General features: G+C 61.9%; 13 protein-coding genes and 2 pseudogenes. 3 read left to right on the top strand and 12 right to left on the bottom strand.

The window, feature by feature from the left end; translation table 11 throughout:
• Positions 1-16: 16 nt before the first annotated feature.
• Genes clpX through tig form a run of 3 tightly spaced genes read right to left on the bottom strand, consistent with a single transcriptional unit; the run spans position 17 to position 3,336 of the window.
• The gene (gene clpX / locus AC15MQ_RS03085; protein WP_287669372.1) at positions 17-1,288 is read right to left on the bottom strand and encodes an ATP-dependent Clp protease ATP-binding subunit ClpX; all 1,272 of its coding nucleotides are present in this window, start codon (positions 1,286-1,288) and stop codon (positions 17-19) included.
• A gap of 49 nt (positions 1,289-1,337) precedes the next feature.
• A complete protein-coding gene (clpP, locus tag AC15MQ_RS03080) occupies positions 1,338-1,967 on the bottom strand; it encodes an ATP-dependent Clp endopeptidase proteolytic subunit ClpP (RefSeq protein WP_287669374.1) in 630 nt (209 codons plus the stop codon).
• 37 nt (positions 1,968-2,004) lie between these two features.
• Positions 2,005-3,336, bottom strand: coding sequence for a trigger factor (tig, locus tag AC15MQ_RS03075; protein ID WP_483079289.1), 1,332 nt, complete (start codon positions 3,334-3,336; stop codon positions 2,005-2,007).
• Positions 3,337-3,779: 443 nt separating this feature from the next.
• Between tig and AC15MQ_RS03070 the strand changes: the two genes are divergently transcribed.
• The 3 genes from AC15MQ_RS03070 to AC15MQ_RS03060 all read left to right on the top strand — a co-directional run bounded on the left by AC15MQ_RS03070 (position 3,780) and on the right by AC15MQ_RS03060 (position 7,474).
• Complete coding sequence (locus AC15MQ_RS03070; protein WP_483079288.1) at positions 3,780-5,039, top strand: integrase; 1,260 nt, start codon at positions 3,780-3,782, stop codon at positions 5,037-5,039.
• Positions 5,040-5,518: 479 nt separating this feature from the next.
• Positions 5,519-6,595 (top strand): VCBS repeat-containing protein, encoded by a 1,077-nt coding sequence (locus tag AC15MQ_RS03065; RefSeq protein WP_287669377.1) that lies wholly within the window; start codon positions 5,519-5,521, stop codon positions 6,593-6,595.
• A 462-nt stretch (positions 6,596-7,057) separates the two neighbouring features.
• On the top strand, positions 7,058-7,474 hold the full coding sequence (locus tag AC15MQ_RS03060) for a hypothetical protein (RefSeq protein WP_483079287.1): 417 nt from the start codon (positions 7,058-7,060) through the stop codon (positions 7,472-7,474).
• Between the two features lie 24 nt (positions 7,475-7,498).
• Here the strand turns inward: AC15MQ_RS03060 and AC15MQ_RS03055 are convergent, their stop codons facing one another.
• The 9 genes and pseudogenes from AC15MQ_RS03055 to AC15MQ_RS03015 all read right to left on the bottom strand — a co-directional run bounded on the left by AC15MQ_RS03055 (position 7,499) and on the right by AC15MQ_RS03015 (position 17,956).
• Complete coding sequence (locus tag AC15MQ_RS03055; RefSeq protein ID WP_287669381.1) at positions 7,499-7,969, bottom strand: Lrp/AsnC family transcriptional regulator; 471 nt, start codon at positions 7,967-7,969, stop codon at positions 7,499-7,501.
• 362 nt (positions 7,970-8,331) lie between these two features.
• Positions 8,332-9,492 (bottom strand): IS91 family transposase, encoded by a 1,161-nt coding sequence (locus AC15MQ_RS03050; RefSeq protein WP_483079286.1) that lies wholly within the window; start codon positions 9,490-9,492, stop codon positions 8,332-8,334.
• A 9-nt stretch (positions 9,493-9,501) separates the two neighbouring features.
• Complete coding sequence (locus AC15MQ_RS03045; protein ID WP_483079285.1) at positions 9,502-10,347, bottom strand: tyrosine-type recombinase/integrase; 846 nt, start codon at positions 10,345-10,347, stop codon at positions 9,502-9,504.
• Positions 10,348-10,575: 228 nt separating this feature from the next.
• Positions 10,576-11,916: a cupin domain-containing protein gene (locus tag AC15MQ_RS03040; RefSeq protein WP_483079284.1), complete on the bottom strand. Its 1,341-nt coding sequence runs from the start codon at positions 11,914-11,916 to the stop codon at positions 10,576-10,578.
• A 13-nt stretch (positions 11,917-11,929) separates the two neighbouring features.
• A complete protein-coding gene (locus tag AC15MQ_RS03035) occupies positions 11,930-13,081 on the bottom strand; it encodes a cupin domain-containing protein (protein WP_483079283.1) in 1,152 nt (383 codons plus the stop codon).
• Between the two features lie 10 nt (positions 13,082-13,091).
• Complete coding sequence (locus tag AC15MQ_RS03030; RefSeq protein ID WP_483079282.1) at positions 13,092-14,906, bottom strand: GMC family oxidoreductase; 1,815 nt, start codon at positions 14,904-14,906, stop codon at positions 13,092-13,094.
• Between the two features lie 10 nt (positions 14,907-14,916).
• Positions 14,917-15,960: a gluconate 2-dehydrogenase subunit 3 family protein gene (locus AC15MQ_RS03025; protein WP_483079281.1), complete on the bottom strand. Its 1,044-nt coding sequence runs from the start codon at positions 15,958-15,960 to the stop codon at positions 14,917-14,919.
• A 286-nt stretch (positions 15,961-16,246) separates the two neighbouring features.
• A pseudogene (locus AC15MQ_RS03020) lies at positions 16,247-16,606 on the bottom strand (ISAzo13 family transposase); the annotation flags it as partial.
• Positions 16,607-16,795: 189 nt separating this feature from the next.
• Positions 16,796-17,956, bottom strand: a pseudogene (locus AC15MQ_RS03015) (transposase).
• Between the last annotated feature and the right edge of the window lie 34 nt (positions 17,957-17,990).

The raw sequence follows: 17,990 nt of genomic DNA, 5'->3' as shown, positions 1-17,990 counted from the left end.
GAGTGCGGCCAGCACATCAGTTGCCGCCGGAAACCTTGGGTTGATCAGCGTAGATCAGGATTGGACGTGCATCACCGACGATCACGCTCTCGTCGATGACGACCTCTGAGACATTCTCCATACCGGGAAGTTCGTACATGGTATCGAGCAGCACCGACTCGATAATCGAACGCAGGCCGCGCGCACCGGTCTTCCGTTCGAGCGCCTTTCTGGCAATGGCCATCATCGCTGCCGGACGAATTTCCAGCGCCACCCCCTCCATCGCGAACAGTTTCTGGTACTGCTTGACCAACGCGTTCTTCGGTTCGACCAGGATTTGCACCAGCGCCGCCGTCGATAACTCCTCTAGTGTGGCGAGCACCGGCAGGCGCCCGATGAGTTCGGGAATCAGGCCGAACTTGATCAGGTCTTCGGGCTCGACGCTGCGCAGCACATCGCCAATCGCCTTCTTGTTCTCCTTGCTCTTCACCTCGGCACCAAAGCCGATGCCCCCCCGCTCGGAGCGGTGGCGGATGACCTTCTCCAGACCGTCGAAAGCGCCACCGCAAATGAACAGGATATTCGTGGTATCGACCTGCACGAAGTCCTGATTGGGATGCTTGCGCCCCCCCTGCGGCGGTACCGATGCCACCGTACCTTCGATCAGCTTGAGCAGCGCCTGTTGCACACCCTCGCCAGAAACGTCGCGGGTAATCGAAGGATTGTCGGACTTGCGCGAAATCTTGTCGATCTCGTCGATATAGACGATCCCGCGCTGGGCCTTCTCGGTGTCGTAATCCGCCTTCTGCAGCAGCTTCTGGATGATGTTTTCGACATCCTCACCGACGTAGCCGGCTTCGGTCAGCGTTGTCGCATCGGCCATCACGAACGGCACGTCGAGCATGCGCGCCAGCGTCTGAGCCAGCAAGGTCTTGCCCGACCCGGTCGGGCCGATCAGCAGGATGTTGCTCTTGGCGAGTTCAATCTCGTCGCTGCTCTTGCCGAAGTGACGCAACCTTTTGTAGTGGTTATACACCGCCACCGACAGAATGCGTTTCGCCTGATCCTGGCCGATCACATACTGGTCGAGGAGCGCCGAGATCTCCCGCGGCGTCGGCAGTTCTCCCTTGGCACCTTTGGCACCCTGATCACCGGCAATCTCGTCTCGGACGATATCGTTGCAGAGTTCGATGCATTCATCGCAGATGAATACCGACGGCCCGGCAATCAGCTTCTTCACCTCATGCTGGCTCTTGCCGCAGAACGAGCAGTAGAGCAATTTTTCAGTGCCACTCTTCTTTTCCGACATGTCGACCTACCTCGCTGTCAAGCCTTATGGAGACTGCCTGGATGCGGCGTCAAATCGCATCCCGTTTGGTCAGCACCTTGTCGATCAAACCATATTCTGCCGCTTCCTGCGCGGAAAGGAAATTGTCGCGATCGGTATCGCGCTCAATGCGCTCGATCGCCTGCCCGGTGTGTTGCGCCATCAACTCGTTGAGCTTGGCACGCAGCGAGAGAATCTCCTTGGCGTGAATCGCGATGTCCGAAGCCTGTCCCTGAAAGCCACCCATCGGTTGATGGATCATCACGCGTGAGTTCGGCAGGGCAAAACGCTTGCCTTGGGCACCCGCGGCCAGCAGAAATGCCCCCATCGAGCACGCCTGCCCCATGCACAGGGTTGACACATCGGGCTTGATGAACTGCATGGTGTCGTAGACCGAAAGTCCGGCCGATACCGATCCACCGGGCGAGTTGATGTAGAAATGGATATCCTTGTCCGGATTTTCCGCCTCCAGAAAGAGGAGCTGTGCGACCACCAGATTCGCGGTCACGTCGTTTACCGGGCCCACCAGGAAAATCACCCGTTCCTTGAGCAGGCGCGAATAGATGTCGTATGCGCGCTCGCCGCGCCCGCTCTGCTCGATCACCATCGGCACCAGGCCGAGCGCCTGCGGATTCCAGTTGCTTCCGTGCTCCATGTCCATTGCGCTTCCTTTGCTCCGCGATTCTTGCCTGTTCAGTTCAGGACTGCTGCCCCATCAATTCAGCAAAGGGGACCGGTTTTTCGAGCACCGTCACCTGGCTCAGTACCCAATCGGCCACGTTGGACTCGATCGCCGCGCCTTCGAAATCCGCGAGGCGCTCCGGCTGGGCATAGTACCAGCGGACAACCTCCTGCGGATGGTCGTAACTCTGCGCCGCCTCCTCGACCATCGCCTTCACCTGCTCGGGCCGCGCCTGCAGACCGTGCGACTTGACGATTTCGGCAAAGATCAGGCCGAGCGTTACCCGCCGCCGGGCCTGGTCGACAAACCACTCGGGCTGCATCGGCAAATCCTTGACCTTCATGCCGCGCTGTTCCATGTCCTGCCGCGCCAACTGCATCAGACGCTCGATCTCGCGGTGGATCAATGCTCCCGGCACCTCGATGGCGTTGGCCCGCAGCAGCGCATCCATCACATGTTCCATGATCTTGGCCTGCAGACGCTTCTTCACCTCACGCCGGAGGTTGTCCTCGATTTCGGCCCGCATCTTGTCGAGATCACCATCCGCGACACCCAGGGCCTTGGCGAAGTCGGCGTCAACTTCCGGAAGAATCGCCTCGCCCACCTCTTTGACCGTCAGTTCGAAGGTCACCGTCTGGCCGGCCAGTTCCTTCGAGAAATACTCGGCGGGAAAGGTCAGTTCGAAGGATTTGCTTTCACCCGGGCGCGTACCGATCACCGCGTTCTCGAAATCGGAAAGCATCTTGCCTTCGCCGAGCACGAAACGGTAATCCTTGCCCTCGCCTCCGGCAAACGGCTCACCGCCCTTCTTGCCGAGAAAATCGACGCTCACGCGGTCAGCGTTCGCCGCCGGACGATCGACGAGTTCGTAACGCACTCGCTGCTTGCGCAGAATGTCGATCGTCCCGTCGATCTCGGCGTCACCCACTTCAAGTACCGGTCGAGAGATCTCCACCCCGGTCAGGTCGCCCAGGGTGATCTCCGGATAGACCTCGAAGACCGCCGAAAACTCGATATGCGTCGTACTGCCGCTGTCCCTGGGCTCGATCTTCGGACTGCCGGCAACGCGCAACTGCCGCGCCGTGACCTCGTCGCTCAACTTCTGCCCCAGAGCCTCGGTCAACGCCTCATGGCGAGCCTGCTCGCCATACTGCTGCCTGACGATGTGAGTCGGCACCTTGCCCGGACGGAAGCCCGGCATCTTCATGTTCCGACCCAGACGCTGCAGGCGCAGGTCGACTTCCCTGTCGAGTTCGGCAATCGCGACCGAAAGGTCGACCCGACGCTCAAGAGCACTTACGGCTGCGACAATGGTTGATGGGTCAGTGTTGGCGACGTTCGTTTCCATTAAAAATCCTTGTGATACGGGCTGAAAGTTGACTGAAACCTGGCTCGGACGAAGGCGCCCGCGCCGCCAGACGATGCTGCGCCGGCAGCCGGACCGAAAATGCGGAGAACATCGTGCTGCTCCAGCATTCGTTCGCTTCCAGGGAACTTCACGAGGCAAGCGGTCTTCCAGCGCACCAGTAAAAGACCCACATGCCCGCCCGGAAGGCATCGACAACTGTGTCTGCTTCGGTTCCATGTCCGGGTCTGCGCTGCAATGCCGCCTCTCCGCGCACGGAAAGCTCACGATTCTACAGCAATAATTGATGGCTCGAAACCCGTAGCCTTGTCCAACGTGGTATGAGCCTGAACGAGGAGCGTCTTTCCAACCAGGGATGAGCCTGAAGAATAGAAATTGGGGGGGAAATGAGGTGTGGGTTGATCATCGCAAGGATGGTGATCCACATGAACGAAGCACGGCTGACGACGATCGAGCAGATCGAGGCGTTTCTCAGCGCCAGCACCTCGATAGAGTTTTCGGCGGCAGGCGGCGATAGCGAGCGGTATGAGCACATCAGTCGCGTGCTCACCCGCTTTGACTACCCCGGTCGCAAGAAGCGCGAGCGTGGTGTACTGCTGAGGTACCTGCAGCACACCAGTGGCTACAGTCGGGCGCAGGTCACGCGTCTGGTCACCCGGTGGCAGCGTAACCGCCTGGCTGCGGTCCCCTTGGCCAAACGCTACCGTGCCCCTGCAGCGCCCTTTGCGCGCAAATACACCGCCCTCGATGTGGCGTTGCTCGTCGAGATGGACCAGGCTCATGAAGACGTCTGCGGGCCGGCCATTGCGCACCTTCTGCAACGGGCTTACCGGGACTATGGCGATCCCCGCTATGAGCGCCTGGCCACGCTGTCCGTCTCGCATCTATACAACCTACGCAAGAGCGCCGGCTATCAGGCCCAGCGCAGGAACTTCACCAAGACCCGCCCGGTGTGCAACGCGATTGGCGTGCGCAAAGCCCCCGGTCCCGAGGGACGCGCCGGCTTTGTGCGCATCGATACCGTTCACCAGGGCGATCAGGACGGCGTCAAGGGCGTCTATCACATCACCTGCGTCGATGCCGTCAGTCAGTGGCAGGTCGAGGCGTGCGTGCAGGGCATCAGCGAGGCCTTCTTGTTGCCCGTGCTGGCCTTGATCATCGACCAGTTCCCGTTCGTCATCGTCGGATTTCACTCCGACAACGGCTCCGAGTACATCAACCATCACGTCGCGAAGCTGCTGGAGAAACTGCGCATCGAGCAAACCAAGTCACGCTCTCGGCACAGCAACGACAACGCCCTGGCCGAGAGCAAGAATGCCAGCGTGGTACGCAGGCACATGGGCTACGATCATATCCCGCAGGCGTATGCCAAGCCGATCAACGCGTTCTACCAGAAAACGTTCAATCCCTGGCTCAATCTGCATCGCCCGTGCCTGTTCGCGACCTCGATTACCAATGACAAGGGCAAGACCGTCAAGCGCTACAAGCCTCAGGATGTGAAGACACCGCTCGAACGTTTGACCCAGCTGGCGGCGCAAGACCTGCTCACCTTCCAGCCAGGTGTCACCTTGGCAGCCTTGCAGGCTCAGGCCAAGTCACAAACCGACCTGGCTGCCGCCCAGGCCATGCAACGCGCCAAACGCGAACTCTTTGCCGGCTTCGTCAAGCCCAAGCGCCGAGCCTGACACGGACCCCCGACGATGCCACCCAACGACTGCCGCGCTCCGCTTGCCAGACGGACGAATGGCTGCGCCATCTGCCCGCCGGAAGCCCTGCGGGCAGCAAAGCGTACCACCAGATTAAATATTCCTTTACCCCCAAGATCAAAACCAACCCGTCAGGATCATCTCAACGCCCCTCGGCGGAATCCGTTAGACTTCCCTTTTCAACCCCTCAACCCACACCACCGCGTCACCCATTCCGTTACTCGTTCAGGCTCATACCTGAATTGGAAAATACTCCCGTGGCGTGCTGTCGAGGCGGCCGCCACGACGCGGCGGACCCCTGGCGGGTACAAGCCGGGGACATGCCGGTGCGGCGGAACTGGTCCCGCTCAGCCAAACCGCGTCAGCGGTTGCCGAGCTCGCACCCTGGCAGCAAAATGTATTCAAGAAATCACCCGCTTCAGCCGTTAAGCATTTACCAACCCCACGAGGAAGCCGCCATGAAGATCGCCAGTTCCGAGATGCAGATGGTTTCGTCGCATGCCTCGATGCAACGCGACGAAGTCCGCGAATCGCTGCGCATGTGGACGGGAACACAGCGGCCGGACTTCGAAGGCCGCGGGAACGCAATTCCCGCTGCGGAGCGGGTAACGCTCTCGGATGCCGGCAGAGCGGCACAGGCGGCCGAGGCCGGTGCCGCGAACGCCAGCCTGGACGACAGCGAGAACGATCCACGACTGCTGCTGTTGCGCGCCATCATCCGCATGTTGACTGGCGAAGAGGCGCGCGTTTTCGATGCGGCCTCACTCGACGGTCCGTCCCCGGCGACGGCAGTTTCGACCGAGGGGGCGACCGCCGCCCAGAGTGGCAACGCAGCTCCGACGCCGGCCGAGCGGCCGGCCGGTTATGGCGTCGAATACGACTACCACTCCTCCCACAGCGAAACCGAACAGACCTCGTTCGCAGCCAGCGGGGTGGTGAAAACGGCTGATGGCAAGGAAATCCACTTCGACCTGCAGCTCTCGATGGCACGCAGCTACCACCAGGAAAGCGACGTCAGCCTGCGCCTGGGCGACGCGACGCGCCAGCGCAAGGATCCCCTGGTGCTCAACTTCGCGGGCACGGCCGCCCAGCTCAGCGACCAGCGCTTCAAGTTTGACCTGGATTCCGACGGCACCGCCGACAGCGTCAATCTGCTCACCCCTGGCAGCGGATTCCTCACCCTCGATCGCAACAAGGACGGCCGGATCAACAACGGCAGCGAGCTTTTCGGCACGCGGAGCGGCGACGGCTTTGCCGATCTCGCCGCGCTCGACGGCGACCACAACGGCTGGATCGATGAAAACGACGCGGCCTATGCCCAGTTGGGAGTCTGGACGCCCGATGCCAACGGTGGCGGCAAGGTACGCAGCCTGCAGGAAGCCAATGTCGGCGCCCTCAGCCTGGCCCGCGTCGCCACCCCCTTCGACATCCGTGACGGCGGCAACCAGACCCTCGGCCAGATCCGCAGCAGCGGTGTCTTCCTGCAGGAAAGCGGCGGGGTCGGGAGCATGCAGCAGATCGACCTCAGCGTCTGAACGGAAGGTCAGGGAACAGCACTCGCCGTTGCTCGTCGGGAGAAGTGGCTGCAGGCCTTGCGGACAGTCTCGACGGAATTTGACCAGCAGGGTACCGTTCGGCGTAGCTGGCGGGTACCCGGTCATCCTTGCGGTCGCGTGCCTGTGCGGTCAGTCTGGCCCAAGATACACCGCCGGTCAGGTCGGCGATCAGCGCCGGATCGCCGGCGCCGCTACAGTGTGTTGCCGCACGCCTGCACGCGCTGCTTCAAAAGCCCGAGGCGCCTCGACCGTGACAACGCGGCGAAACAGGCTCACAATCCGACTCCAGTTTTGCCGGCGTGGTGCCGTGCCGAAGGTGCGCCGGCGAAAGCCAGCGTAACCCGTCATCGCGGTACGAATCGGCTCCGCGACGGCCGGCACGCATCAACGACAATCGCCGGGTAGCCACGCGTCTGCCCATCACCAGGAGAGGAAACATCAATGCGAGCGCAGGTGGAATTCGTCTCTGCCGATTTCCCGCCGTACCCCGGCGAGGACCAAGGACCCACCCCCGGTCGCTTCGGCCAGCGCCTGGCGGAGTTCCTGGCGCAGGAGTTGCCGGCGCACGGCTTCCCGGTGCTTTCCGTGACCGTCCACATGTGGGGCTTCAAGGTCGCACTGGAGAACACTGACTACCCGCTCTGGCTGGGTTGCGGCAACTACGAGGGACACGAGAACGGCTTCCTGTGCTTCCTCGAACCGGCGACGCCGTTCGTGCGCAAGTGGTTCAGGAAACTGCCCAACGCGCCAACGATTGAAAGATTGGCCATCGCCGTCGAAACCATCCTGCAATCGAGCGGCAAGGTGTCGAACCTGCGCTGGTGGTCCGAAAACGAACTCCTGCGCCCTCCCGACTGAGCTGACGCGTCCACGACGGCAGCGTCACTTACCGCCGACAGGCAGCGCTGTCTTGTCCACCACGCGACGCAGCACGAAGCTGGAATGGACGCCGCTGACTCCCTTGATGCCGGTAATGCGATTGAGCAGCAGGTCCTGATAGGCGTCCATGTCGCGCACCACCACCTTGAGCTGGTAGTCGGCAGCCTGTCCGGTGATCAGCAGACATTCCATCACTTCCGGAATCTCGCTGACCGCCGCCTCGAAGTCGCTGAAACGCTCGGGCGTGTGCCGGTCCATCGAAATGTGGATCAGCGCCATCAACGACAAGCCGAGCACCTTCGGCGCCAGCAACGCTCGATAGCCGATGATCAGACCCGCTTCTTCGAGTGTGCGCACACGGCGCAAACAGGGCGACGGCGACAAACCGATGCGATCGGCCAGTTCCTGATTGCTGATGCGTCCCTCCTGCTGCAGCACCTGCAGAATCTGGCGGTCGAAACGATCAAGTTGCATGCTGTTGCGCCCCGTTCCTGTCTATCGCAGCCTAACAAATAGCGTTTATCTGCCGCGCTGCAAGCACCCGGGCCAAACGCAGGCGCATCCGCGGCAGATAAACCTTGTTGGACTGAACCGCCGCGAGGGCAGTGCTTATGGGGATTGTAAGGCGGGTCCGCCCAAAGTCAATCGCTTGGCATGCCATCGCGCGCCAGGATGACGCTTGCTGATGGGTAGCCAGGCTGGCAGAAAGCCGGTTTGCCGCGGCGTCACAAGTGAACACGGGGTTTGCGGGGGCGATTGCCCGCTGTGAAGCCGAACGACACCGCGAACGGCAGCGCCGTGCGATCGCTGCGGAAGACCGGAATCGCGATCGATCATCAAGGAGGCCCCCGCAGCTTCGGAGGATCACGTTGTGGCAGAAGGGTCGCGACCACCCGGAACTGACCGATCCCGCAATGCGGACAGCGTGCCTGCTCGATGCACGTGACCCGCTGCATGAACTCGGCGACCGACTCGACCACCGCGGGCGCAGGTGGCGGCACGTTGAGTGCCGCACGAGCAGCCGCCAAAGCCTCCTTTTTGCGCGTCGGCGAGAGCAAACCGTAGTGACGGATCCGCTTGAAACCGGCCGGCAGGACGTGTTGCAAAAAGCGGTCGATGAACTCGGTTCCCGGCACGTGCAGTGTGCGCTTCTTGCCGCTGGCGGGATCGGCGCGGACACGCAGCAGCACGTCGTTGCCGTCGATGCCGAGAATCCGCTCGTTGGAGATCGCCACTCGGTGCGTGTAGCGGCCGAGGGTCTCGAGCACCGCTTCGGGACCACCGAGTGGCTGCTTGGCATAGACCACCCAGTCATGGGTGTGGAGTCGTTGCTTCAGACGTTGCCAGTCGGCTGGGGTGGCCACGAGTCCCGGCAAGCGGTCGGCGCTGCGCAAGGCCTCGATTCCGGCAATGAACTTGCCGCGAAAGACCTGTGACAGCGCGCGCACCGGGAAGAGGAAGCCCTTTTTCGGCGAGATCCACTGGCCGTTTGCCGCCAGCGCCCCACCGGCCACCAGCGCATGGAGATGGACGTGCCGGCCGAGATCCTGTTTCCACGTGTGCAACACCAGCGAGAAGGCCGGCACGCCCCCGAGATGTCGCGGACTGGCGGCGAACCCGGCGAGCGTTGCCGAAACCGCGGAGAAGAGATTCTCGTAGAGCGGTTTCGGGGTGGCGGCAAGCAGGGCATTGAGCTCGTGCGGTAGGGTGAACACCAGATGAAAGTACGGCACGGGCAGCACTTCGCGCTGCCGTGCGGCGAGCCACGCCTCCTTCGCCCGGGTCTGGCATTGCGGGCAATGCCGGTTGCGACACGAGTGATAGACGTGCCGAACCGTCCCGCAGTGATCGCAGGTTTCGATGTGTCCACCGAGGATCGCCGTGCGGCAGGCCAGGATCGCACGCCAGACGCGGGCGGCCCCGCGCGCCAAAGACTTGCTGGCGAGGTAGGCCGGACCGAAGGTCGCCAGCACCCCGGCCAGGCCGGCCACTTTCACCGGCGCCGGTCAGGTGGGCGTGAGCAGTTCGAGCGGTGAAGTGGTGCCGGTCAGGCGGGACTGCGCCAGATGAAAGTAGCGCATCGTCGTGCTCACGTGGCCGTGTCCCAGCAGCCGCTGGATGGTGTGGATATCGACGCCGGCTTCGAGCAGGTGGGTGGCGAAAGCGTGGCGAAGGGTATGGATGCCGCCGCCCTTGGGCAGACGGGCGGCATCGCGGACCGCACCATAGAGGCGCTGGACGGTCTGGTCGTAGATCGGACCATCGCCCACCCGGTTCGGGAAGACCCAGCGCCGGGGTCGGAAGGCGCGCCAGTACAGCCGTAACGAGTCGAGCAAGCGCGGTGAGAGCAGCGTGTAGCGATCCTTGCCGCCTTTGCCCTGGCGGACCTTGATGCACATCCGGTCCGGCGCGGATTCGATGTCGGACAGTTCCAGGGCGCAGACCTCTGAGAGTCGCAATCCGGCGGCGTACACCGTTTCCAGCAGGGTGCGCTCGCGCAAGGTCTTGCAGTGCGCAAAGAGGCGCGCCACTTCGTCGCGTGACAAGACCAGGGGTAGCCGCTTGGGTACCTTGGCCATCGGAATGTCAAACCTCGCCGTTTCTCTTCCGAGAACGGTGCCAAACAGAAACCGAAAAGCACAGGCCGCCTGATTGACGCTGGCGTAGGCCAGTTTCTTCTCGGTGATCAAGTGCAGCAAGTACGACTGAATCGCTTCGCCATCAAGGGTGTCGGGCGAGCGCCAGTAGTACTTGGCCAGCGCTTCCACACACGCCAGATACGATTCCTGCGTCCGCTCCGCGAGGCCACGCAGCACCATCGCGTCACTCATCCGCTTGCGCAGTTCGGTCATCTCGTTCTCCTCATCCAGATCGGGAACATTCCCAATGATGAAGATCGATTTGATGACGTTCAGTTTGAAAAACTGTGCCTTCTCAGGACGACGATCATTCAGAAACAGCAACGCGGCGGTAGGTCTCCCCACCACCGCGCCAGCGGTTTAGTTCAACTGACGTTACTCGTATTTCCTTCATCATTCGGGGTGGCACGATCACCTCATGCAATGAACGTTAGGGCCAATCTAGTCATAGCCGCCGAACATGAAGAGCTCCATGGACGTGTCGCCGTCGTTAATGAGCGCATGCAGCTGCCCACCACGAATTAGCACAATGTCTCCGCGCTCCATGACGCGAATCTCGAAAGCACGCTCGCGGTCCCGGTGCTTCATCCAATCGCCAGTGACCATGTAGGCATGCTCGCCCTTTTCACCGCTCATCAGCAGAAAAGCTTCGAGGCTGTCGCGGTGCCGATGCAGACCGATGGCGCTGTTGGCGTGCACCTGGTGCAGATCCATGTAATGTAGCGGCATGAACAGCTCGCGATTGACCGGTGGGGGTTTGTTGCCGTAGGCGTCGTAATTCCACTGATACAGTTCTCGGCCGAGTTCGGATAGCCAATGATCACCAAACTCCTTTCGTCGCTTGGCTTCGTGACTGAAGTAGTTGGAGAACAGGTTGCGGTATTCCAAGGATCCTATGCCCCCATGCGGGTTCGGGCTCACGCCAGCGGCAAGGTAGTTGCGCCAGCCGCGCAGCACCATAGCGAACTCGTAGTGGTAGTTCTCGCCCCCTTTCGAGTCCCACAGAGTTCCCGCCTTGTTGCTCCAGGCCAGTTCGACGTGCAGTTTGCGGATGGGATGCATTGCATGCTCGACCTTGTAGCCGAACATCTCAAAGCCCTGGCCCGCTGCCTTGGCCTTGTCGCGCTCGGCGTCGAACGCCGGGCCCTCGAAGTCGACCAGATTGCCCTTGATCAGGTCCGGTCGCGCGATCAGCTCACCGCGCTCCAGCGCGGCGCGGCCCTTGGCGTCCAGCCGGCCAAGCAGATCGCCTTGGTCATACGCCCAGATTTCGATCTCGTAGCGGTGCGACAGCGGGTTGTACGGCACCAGGATGGTCTGCGTCCCGGTCGAGGCATTGCCGACCTTCAGGTAAAGCCGCACCGCATCTTCAAGCAGCGGTCCGCCGTCGGCGCTCAGCAACGAGTTCAGACCGGGCGTGTAGCTCAGCCGAAGGAAGGGGCCGGTCCAGTCACCTGCGTGCGCGTAGCCGCGGCTGAGCTGGGTATCGGCGAGATCAAAGCCCGCGACGTTCTGCTTCTGGAAGTCGTCCTTATTGTCCTGAAGGCGCACGTCATCAACCTGCCAGTCGTCGCCCGAAGGGCCGTAAAAGGTCAGGTTGCGAAACGGAAACACGAAACCGCGGCTGCCGACGACATAGTGCTGCAGGCCCGCAGACGTGTCGGTACCCTCGATGGCCTCCAGGAGCTTGGTCAGCGGGTTGTTGCGGTTGTAGTTGGGTGAGGTGCCAGGCACCAGCGCTACGACGTTGTGAATCTCATGTTCGACGAGCGTGTACATCATGGCGGCTCCGGTCTCAGGCGCTGTGGTAGAGGAATGCAACGAAGCGCAGCGGCGAATTGCCCGCGTTCTCGATGCCGTGGATGCCTCCGCTTTTGGTGAAGATCACGCTTCCCGGCTGCACCGGCACCTTGCGGACCTGGCGCGGGCCGAAACCGTAGATGTCCTTCTCGACGGGCGCCACATTGGCCAGCTTCGGGTCGTCATCGAAGCCGAGGTAGGCAAAACCCTGGCCCTCGACCACGTAGTACAGTTCCTCGCTGCCGATGTGCCGATGTGTTCCTTCCACGACACCGGGCGGAATCGTGACCTCATGGAAGAACACCACGCTGCCGCCGAACTCCTGCTGCAGGATCCAGCGCATCTCCAGGATGTTGTTCTCGGCACGCTGAGGATTGTTGTCGTTCATCATCGCGTTGCGGTAGCGCACCGGTGCGATGTCAGCGGTCACATTCTGGAAATACCAGCCGCGCTGGAAGTCGACGCCGTAGCTGCGCTGCTTGTCGGTGTTTAGCCCGCTACTCGGCTCCTGAGAGAACGGCCGCTGGACGTTGCGCTCGTAGTAGTCGTCGACCGCGCGATCGCGCTCCGGCGTGGTGCGTCCGTTGGGCCATTGCAAGGCGGCCTCCTTGAAGGACAGGTTCACCCACCGCAGATCGTCAATCTGCTCCAGCACCGGCACGAACTCGGGGACCACGGTGATGCTGCCGCCGTGGCCCATCATGCTCAGGACCTGGTAGTCGTGCCGCGTTCCAGCGGGCGGCTCCAGCGATTCCCAGATCTCGGCGGTGTACGAAGCGACCCATGGGCACCAGTCCAGCGCAATTGTCGCGGTGGCCTCGTGATAAGGTGCCTCCTTAAGTGACACGCGGATCTGCGCGTCGATGGTCTGGGACAGGAAGCGACCCTTCTCGCGCACCGTTTCCACCAGGCGCGAGCCCTTGTACTCGATGCGCAGGAAGTTGCTTAGCTTGAGACCGTCCAGATACACCTCGCCCTTGAGCACGTTAATGTCCGCCTTGCCGCGAACTTCGCGCACGTTGTACCGATAGCGCGCGCTTCGCGTCGCGTTGAGGTACTGCGCGTGATAGATGCGGTCGGGGAAGAAGACGACCTGGAATATCTGGTTCTGCGGGTCCGTCGCGAATTTGTTAAAGCGATTGTCCACGGCGGCTCTCCTATGGCAGCGTCTGACGGATCAGGTCCGCCACACGAAATGAATTGGCCTGGATCGTCAGCGTTGGGTTCGCGCCGCCAGAGGTCGGCATGAAGGAACCGTCAGTCACGTAGAGGTTGTCGAAGCCCCAGACGCGGCAGCTAGGATCGAGCACCGAATCGCTCTCGGCGGTGCCGAAGCGCATGCCGCCAAGGATGTGGTTGGCGATGCGCAGGGCATTGCCGTACACCGAGCCCTCGGCGATCTCGCCGCGCGTCACGCCGGGAATTCCGGCCAGCAGAATGTCCTCGCAGACGCGTGCCAGCGCCTTCATCACGGCCTCGTCGTGTGGATGCCAGTCCTTGATGATGTGCGCCGACTTGCGGCCCCACTTGTCGGGCGTTGGGTGCAGCGTGATGCGGTTGTCCCAACGCGGGATCTGGTTAGCCATGAAACTGACTGACAGACGAGTGCCAAAGTCGTCGTTCAACCAGCCCGAGAGTGCATCGCCGTACTTCCAGGTGGCACCCGCGAAGCCGCCCCAATTGCTGTCCAGGTCCGCACTGCCGTCCGTGCGCGCCAGCGTTACGGGCAAGCACTGGTCCGACGTGTTGTTGTAGATCGCGCCGCCGGCCCAAAGCCCTTCTGCTTGCAGGAAGTCGGGTCTAGCGCAGGCGTCGGTGGCGTAATCGCTGTCCAGCGAAATCGACTTGTCGAAACGATGCCCTTTCACCACGGTCTCGGCGCCACCGAAGGCGTGCGTGAGGAAGAAGCGTCCCAGCAGACTGCTGGGCTGCCCATAGCGTAGGTTCTGGCCCAACCCCATCAGATCCTGCTCCGCAGACAACATGAGCAACCGCACGGATTCAATGGCCGAGCAGGCCACGACGACGCATTTTCCAGTGACGGAGGCCACGCGACCGCTGGGGTCGCGATACACCACGCGCTTGACCTCCCGTCCGGCCGACTCGAGGTGCGTCACGCTGCAATTGGCGCGCAACTCGAGATCGTGGCCAGTTCGTATCGTGGGCCGCAGCAGCGAGACCCATGTGTTGGATTTGTAACCGAGCGGGTCGCCATATCGGTTCACATATCCAACTTTCGGCTGCCCCGCTTTCCGGCCACTCGGCTCGTGATCCTCTGTAATTACGGCCAGAGGGGTGCGGTACGTCTGGTAGCCAAGCGATCGCATGCCGCTTGCTGCGAATTCGCTGATGGGATTGGGCGGCAATGGCGTTTGATAGGCGTCGTTGGCGAAGGCCTTGGCCTGCCCCGTAACAGTGCCGTTGATACCTAGCAACCGCTCAGCCTTTTCGTAATAAGGGGCCAAGTGCTCGTAATCGAATGGCCAGTCACGCACGTGGTCAAGGGCAGTGCCATCGTCCAGCTTGAGCGAGCCGGCGCGCCCCTGGTTGAAGCTGGCGAGCTTGAAATCCGTGGGCGAGAACCTGAGCGAGACAGCCCCATAGATCTGCGTGCCTCCGCCGACGGCCTGCGCCGTGTAGCCTTCAATGGTTGCGCGCGGCGGTGAGTTCTTCAGATCCGAAAAAATGTGCGGTTCATCGTTGATATCTGGCTCGATGTGACTGGAGTAGAACGCGTCGCCCGTGTTGGCCATACCGGGCACCGTGATGATCCGCTCGTGACCCGCGTTGAAGAATTCATCGCGTTTGTAATCGCTGAGGTTGCCGCCTTGCAGTTCGTCCTGGGTGCGCAGCATCGGACCCTTCTCGATCACTAGCACCGAGTAGCCGGCGCGTGCCAGTTCATAGGCGATCGGCGCACCGCCGGCGCCGCTGCCGATGACCACTACATCGAATTTATTGCGCAGTGCCATATCGTCGTCCTCAGCCCCTGTACTCATTACTGGTGCCCAGCGGAGCTTCCATCCCCTGCCGCCAATCGAAAGCGGTCGCGCCCGTGTCGGCCCTGAACCGCGAGCCGAGGTAGTCCCAACCCAACCCCGAGGGATTGCCACCGTACTTGGGATGCGAGAAGGCGCCACTCATCGCGTGGCGCCGCAACACTTGCAGAAAATATGAGGGACTCTTATAGCGCTCGCTATTCCAGCCATCAACGAAGAGCGCCGCGGAGTGAAATCGCATCTCGTCGTAGAGGCGGCGGTATTCGCCTTCCTCGACCGACTCCGGCGGTGCGCCGCCGTTGCGCCGCCGTAGAACCGTATCAAGCATTTCCAGGCAGGTGCGGTAAGTGTACGCGTGATGGCGTTCCTCTTTGGCCACAACCTTGTCAATGAAGTTGGCCACACCCAGCGAAACATCAAGCCGGAAGAGGTGCTGGACCTGATTCTCCTGGCCTTCGCGAGAAAGGAAGTTCAGTTGCTCGGAGCTATTGGCAGGCAAGATGTGCCGCGTCAGCCGGTCGAGAATTGTGAACTCCCAGCGCTCGAAGGTGATGGGCTGCGGGTACGCCCAAGTGAAAAAGCTGGACCAAGTCTCACCGGAGGCCAAAACTTCAGTCTGCGGGTTGATCGGATCCAAAGTCATAGAGCCGTCAAGACGGAACAGGTACCGGTGGCACTGGGCCTTGCGAATGGCCAGCGTGACGCTCCAGAAATCGGAGTCGCCTACGGGTTGCAGCGGTATCTCTTCGTGCAGCACATGAGCCGTAGTGAGGAGCGAAATTGCGCCGGGCGCCCCGTCGCGCGCGTGCCAAACGAAGGTGACATCGTTCCAGTCATAGGCATTGGCCTCGGTGCCGTGATGGCTGTCAATGACGGGATACCGCCAGCAATCCGCGATGCGAGCACGCGGCTGACCGTCATAAATGCCCCGCGGGCTATGTCGCTCATCCGTGTTGGAGCGAGCCAAATACTTCGTGCAATGGTTCAGGACGTACTGAACGTCCTTGTCGACACGACGCAGTTCCATCTCCCCCTCCCTGTAGACGGCGCCCTCAAAACGTCATTACGCGGCATCGTAGTGACTATCCCTGAGCCGGCAGTCAGCCGTATGGCCCAAAACAGCTAGCAACCAATCATATTGAAAAGAAAACTCGTCGCGCCGTTCCCGAAGTTCGGAACAAGGATCGGAATTTTGGCGCCATTTTCAAAAGCATCGGGACGATACTATCATGGTCAATCGCAGAATTGACGTGCGAATCTCTTGAAATCTCGGTCTGGAAGCCCACTGCATTGTGCCGCCAGACAGGGGACGCATAGGTGCTTTTGCAAGTCCAGCGCAGCGGCGACATCGGATCACCACGCGTTGTCGGCTCTACCAAGGCGTCGACTTCGCTCAGTAAGCTGGCATCCTTGTCAATCAGTTTCTTTCGCCCACCTCCTGCCGCTCGCGCTCGGAGTGGCACGCCTTGCTCCCCGGCTGACACCGGTGCATTCAGTTCACTCAAACCGGCATGAATCGTCGTGCGCGACAGGCCAGTCGCCTTGGCGACCAAGGCGACGCCACCACGCCCCAGGCTTCGCGCCTCCGTCGCCGCCCAAAGGCGAAGCGTGGCCTCATCCAGCCTCCCACACAGCGCTTGATACTTGGCTTCTATGGCTAACTCTTGCTCCATGGAGCCTCTTGCAAAACTCACCCGGTGCGAGTTGCTGCGCCGCAGCATTCGCTCTCCGGGAGCGATTTTTGTTGCGAGCGAAGCCTGTCGGGCTGAGCGGCTAACCTGATGGCATAGTTTTCTGAATCCGGTGCGAACCCCCTCCTGCACTCCTCGAGTGCACCGCGTTCAGAGAGCGGAGGCTGGGGGTCATCGTCGTAATCGCATCAATTGGTCAGCGGACAGCGCCAGAATGCCGAACATCAGGTGGGCCATCACCTTGGTGTGGCCCTTGACCCGGATGTTCCGGCCACCGAACTCATCCTTGAGGCGGGCGTTGCTCCGCTCGGCGGCGCTCCGCTCGTTGTAGCGGAGCGCTTCGGCCGGAGAGAATTCGATCTTCTCACCGCGTCGCGGGTTGTGGTCGATCAGGGGAACGTGCCCGAGGCTCTTGCTGTGCGCGCGCAACTCGCTGCTGCAATAGGCCGCGTCCATGAGGTCATAGAGGCTGGTGACGCGCTCGGCGCTGATCAACGACAGGGGAATGGCGGCGAGGCTGTCGTGCATCGAGGCGCTGGAAAGGAGCGCTGAGATGGGGACACCACAGTCGGCGGTGTCGAGATGCAGCTTGTAGCCGGTCCAACTGTTCTTGTAGCCCTGCGCATTGCACTTGGTGCCGCGATCGCACGCGGTGGGAATCTCCTGGAGCATTTGCGCCAAGGCTTTGCCCGCGCTGGCGCTCGATCGGCGAGGCCTTCGCCGCCGGACGCGCTTCGCCGCGCCGCGGGCGGCCCCGCTTTCTCGCCGGCGCCGGCGGTGCCGGCGTGCTCGTCGTCGCGGCAGGGCTCTCTTCGGTCGCCAACAGGGTGGGCTGTGCCGTGGTGGCCCCTTTCTTCTGCGCCTTTGCCTTTCCCGGCGGGGCGTTCGCGGGCCTCGATGGCTGTCCCATCGCGGCTGAGATGCCCGATCAGTTGATCGCCCAGGTGCTCCTTGATCAGGGCTTCATGGACTCGTTGGCCCAGGCTCCCTGCGGCAAACTCGTCGAAGGCGCGCGAGAAGGTGGCCTCGGAAGGCAAGGTCCGGTACAGCGGGAAACCACAGATGCGGCGCAACGACACGGTCATTCACCAGGCGATCGAGCAGCCCCACCGTCGTCGTCAAGCCCAGCACCGCCTTGGCGACAAAGGCGTTCGCCAGCCACGCCCGCTCAAACGGCGGACGGCCGACACCACACCACGACACTGCCGTGAACTCCTCGATCCGCACCCACTCGAGAATGTGGATCACCCGCTCCAGCTTCGGCGTCATCGCGCCCCAGCGCGCCTCAAGTTCCGGGATCAGTTCGTGCTGCACCACATTCCACCGGTCCATCGTCCGGCAAGCTGTGCTATCGTTCGTCATGGCA

It is taken from the genome of Candidatus Accumulibacter propinquus, from assembly GCF_056856495.1.
This window is presented reverse-complemented; position numbering and strand designations above follow the sequence as displayed.